Origin of the sequence: Halovivax sp. (genome assembly GCA_007119345.1) — an archaeon.
Taxonomy (GTDB): Archaea; Halobacteriota; Halobacteria; order Halobacteriales; family Natrialbaceae; genus Halovivax.
Genome location: SKPV01000146.1, coordinates 1 through 2587 on the forward strand (window position 1 = coordinate 1; position 2587 = coordinate 2587).

Consider the following 2587-nt stretch of genomic DNA (forward strand, 5'->3'; position numbering starts at 1 on the left):
GTCGTTCGGTGGTCACGCCCGTGGGCGCCGGCGAGGTAGTTCTCCGAGCGCGTCGCCGTCCACGTCACGGGGCGGTCGAGGGCCATCGCGGCCCAGGCGGCCATCGCCTCGCCGGGGTGGTGGTGACCCTTGTGACCGAAGCCGCCACCGACCGACGGCGAGACGACCCGGATGCGGCGTTCGGGCATGCCGAGGGTGGCTGCGAGCTTTCGGCGGTGGCCGTGGGGCGACTGGCTGGTCATCTCGACGGTGAGCCGCTCGTCGGCCGCATCCCAGCGAGCGAGCGCGGCGCGGGGCTCCAGGGCCGAGGGGATCAGTCGGTTGTTCTCGAGGTCGAGGTCGACGATCCGGTCTGCGTCTGCGAACGCCGCTGCGGTCTCCTCCCGGTCGCCCATCTCCGAGCGGTCGACGACGTTGTCCGGAGCCGCCTCGTAGAGCGTCGGCGCCGACGCGTCGGCGGCGGCCGCCGGATCGACGACGACGTTGCGTTCGTCGTACGTCACGGAGACCGCCGCCACGCCGTCCCGGGCGGCGTAGGGGCTGTCGGCCACGACGGCGGCGATCGGCTCGCCGTGGTAGCGCACCCGCTCGTGCGCCAGGATGGGATGGCCCGGAATCTCACAGTCCAGTCGCTCGGCGGCGATCGGGATCACGCCCGGCGCATCCGAGGCCGCCACGTCCGCCCAGCTGTAGACGGCCACCACGCCGTCGACCTCGCGGGCGGCCGAGGCGTCGACGTCCTCGATCGACGCGTGCGCGTGCTCGCTGCGAACGAACGCGAGGTGGGCGGCATCCGGCGGGGTCAGGTCGTCAGTGTAGGTGGCCTCGCCGGTGAGCAGCGCGCGGTCCTCGCGACGGGCGACGCCGCGGCCCACGAGCCGGTCGCCAGTCACGTCGGCGCCGTCCGATCGGTCTCCGTCGTCACCCGTCCGCTCAGTACTGGTCCGTTCGTCACCCGTCCGTTCGTCACTCACGCTGGCTCACCCCGGCTGGCCCGTTCGAGCGCGGCAGAGACGGCCTGCGCGACCGTCGGCCCGAGTAACTGCGCGCGGAACGCACCGGAGGCGTGGACGTCGCCCTGGTGCCGGCCGTCGACGTCGCCGGCCGCCAGCCCGGCCGCCGCCTCGATCGCGGCTTCGTCGACGATCAGCTCACCACCCTCGCCGCTCTCGTCGTCGATGACGTCGACGGCAACTCCCTCGAGGTCCTCTTCGACCGACCGCAGGCGAATCGGTCGCTCGGTCGCGCCGACGGCGCCGAGGCGGGCGGTGGCGATCGCGCCGTCGGCGACCTCGACGACCGCCGCGACGCCGACCATCGCGAACCCGCGGGAGGGGTGGGTCCGTTTCACGTAGGCACCACACGCCGCATCGGGGACGACGATTTCGGTCACGAGCTCGTCGTGGGCGACGGCGGTCTCGCCCGGCCCGCCGACGACGTCGGCCGCCCGAAGTTCGCGGTGGCCGTCGGCTCCCTGGATGCGGATCCTCGCCCCGGTCGCCAGGAGCGCTGCGGGCACATCCGCGCCGGGGTCGGCCTCGACCAGGTTGCCCCCGATCGTCCCCCGGGTACGAATCTGGACGTCGCCGACGGCCGCCGCCGTCTGCGCGAGTACCGGGACGCGCTCTCTGAGAACGGCCGAGTCAACCAGCTCTGCGTGGGTCGTGAGGGCGCCGACGACGACGCCCTCGTCGATCCGTTCGATCCCGCGGAGCTCCTCGCAGTTGCCGATGTCGACGAGGACGTCCGGCGCCAGCTCGCCGGTTTTCATCGCCGGAAGCAGGCCGTGCCCGCCGGCGATCGGGCGGACGTCCCGCCCGTCGTCGCTCGACAGCTGCGAGAGGGCGTCGTCGACGGACGATGCACGCCGGTAGTCGAAAGCGGGCGGGTACATTACGTCTCACCTCCGGCGTCGGTCGTCGATCCAGCCTCCGTCTCGGCGACCGCGACCACCGCCTCGACGATGTGCTGATAGCCAGTACACCGACAGATGTTCCCCTTCAGGGCGTGACGCACCGACTTCTCCGTCGGCGTCGCGTCCTCCTCGAGCAGCGCCGCGATCGTCATCACCATCCCTGGCGTACAGAAGCCACACTGGACGCCGTGGGCTTCGTGAAGCGCCCGCTGGATGGGGTGGAGCCCGTCGCCGTCGGCGAGGCCGTCGACGGTCGTCAGTTCGCAGCCGTCGGCCTGGACGGCGAGGGTCGTACAGGACTTGACGGGCTCGCCGTCGACGTGGACGGTGCAGGCGCCGCACTTGCCACGTTCGCAACCGACCTTCGGTCCGGTGTAGCCGAGTTCGTCGCGCAGGGCGTGAACCAGTAGCGTGCGCGCCTCGACCGTGAGCCGTTCGTCGGTACCGTTGACGGTGAGTTCGAGTTCGTGGTCGCTCATTGTGGAGTTCGGCTCGATTGCTCGAAGGCTCGAGAGCGTGGCTGATAGTTCTGTGGGCGTGTCGGCGAAGACCGTATCCGGCGACGGCGAGCGTCTGGCGATGGCTGCACGTCGGTGGACGGCGAACGTCTGGCGATGGCTGCACACTCCGAGCGAAGGAACTGGACTTCTCCTGGACTGGATACTGGTCCGA

At 71.3% G+C, this 2587-nt stretch carries 3 protein-coding genes; all 3 read right to left on the reverse strand.

Annotated features, from left to right (window positions below):
* A partial coding sequence (locus tag QZT59_RS10020) for a xanthine dehydrogenase family protein molybdopterin-binding subunit (protein ID WP_290815102.1) occupies positions 1 to 974 on the reverse strand: 974 nt, incomplete at its 3' end.
* Positions 971 to 1894, reverse strand: a complete 924-nt coding sequence (locus QZT59_RS10025) for an FAD binding domain-containing protein (RefSeq protein ID WP_290815112.1) — start codon at positions 1892 to 1894, stop codon at positions 971 to 973. The genes QZT59_RS10020 and QZT59_RS10025, both read right to left, overlap by 4 nt.
* Positions 1894 to 2394 (reverse strand): (2Fe-2S)-binding protein, encoded by a 501-nt coding sequence (locus tag QZT59_RS10030; protein WP_290815123.1) that lies wholly within the window; start codon positions 2392 to 2394, stop codon positions 1894 to 1896. The genes QZT59_RS10025 and QZT59_RS10030 overlap by 1 nt, the downstream gene beginning before the upstream one ends.
* Between the last annotated feature and the right edge of the window lie 193 nt (positions 2395 to 2587).